This window comes from Bacillus sp. 05T31 (assembly GCF_056396725.1).
This window is the reverse complement of sequence record NZ_JBFTMA010000991.1, coordinates 1-1170: the sequence shown is the minus strand read 5'-3', so window position 1 is coordinate 1170 and position 1170 is coordinate 1. Positions and strand designations below refer to the sequence as shown.

1 protein-coding gene is annotated in these 1170 nt (G+C 48.7%); it reads right to left on the bottom strand.

From position 1 onward, the window contains the following. The coding region (locus tag AC1DJR_RS30610; RefSeq protein ID WP_477004324.1) for a collagen-like repeat preface domain-containing protein at positions 1–1170 on the bottom strand (1170 nt) is incomplete at both ends.

Below are 1170 nucleotides of genomic sequence, written 5' to 3'. Positions count from 1 at the left end.
GTGTTACCTTGAGGCCCAGTGGAACCAGTAGCACCCGTGTTACCTTGAGGCCCAGTGGAACCAGTAGCACCCGTGTTACCTTGAGGCCCAGTGGAACCAGTAGCACCCGTGTTACCTTGAACACCTTGAGGTCCAGTAGCACCTGTGTTACCTTGCGTACCTTGAGGCCCAGTGGAACCGGTAGCGCCCGTGTTACCTTGCGTACCTTGAGGCCCAGTGGAACCAGTAGCACCCGTGTTACCTTGAATACCTTGAGGCCCAGTGGAACCAGTAGCACCTGTGTTACCTCTAGGTCCGGTAGCACCAGTAGCGCCCGTGTTACCTCTAGGCCCAGTGGAACCAGTAGCACCTGTGTTACCTCTAGGTCCGGTAGCACCAGTAGCGCCCGTGTTACCTCTAGGACCAGTGGAACCGGTAGCGCCCGTGTTACCTTGAATACCTTGAGGACCAGTGGCACCTGTATTACCTTGAGCACCTTGAGGTCCAGTAGCACCTGTGTTACCTCTAGGTCCGGTAGCACCAGTAGCGCCCGTGTTACCTCTAGGACCAGTGGAACCAGTAGCACCWGTGTTACCTCTAGGTCCGGTAGCACCAGTAGCGCCCGTGTTACCTCTAGGACCAGTGGAACCAGTAGCRCCAGTGTTACCTCTAGGTCCGGTAGCACCAGTAGCGCCTGTGTTACCTCTAGGTCCGGTAGCACCAGTAGCGCCCGTGTTACCTCTAGGTCCAGTAGGTCCTCTGCCGAACGAAGCTGAATTAACTAGAGTAGTTTGTAACTCTGCAATTAATTTAAGGAGTTCTTGGAGTGTACAAGGATCAATTCGGAATAACTTTGTAATGTAAAGTAAATAATTAATTAAAATTTGAAGTTCAATAAATACAGCACTTGCTACGAAGGTTGGATTTTTTAATATAGTTATTAAGTTTTTAATAATGGCTAGCCCTTGTGCTTTCAGGGAGGAAGTAGCGTCTAGTGAACAGATGAATTTGCTTAGTAGGTTCAATGTATCTATTAAATCTTCAATATTTTTTGGGGATGGATCAGCGAAAAGTTTTGGGATTAGGTTTGTTAAATCGGTAATGATTGCGCGGAATGTTCTAATTTGTGCTTTAGTAATTGGAATCGATGGGGTGGTTTGAATTCGTCCAGCGCTACTTGGAAAGCATGGT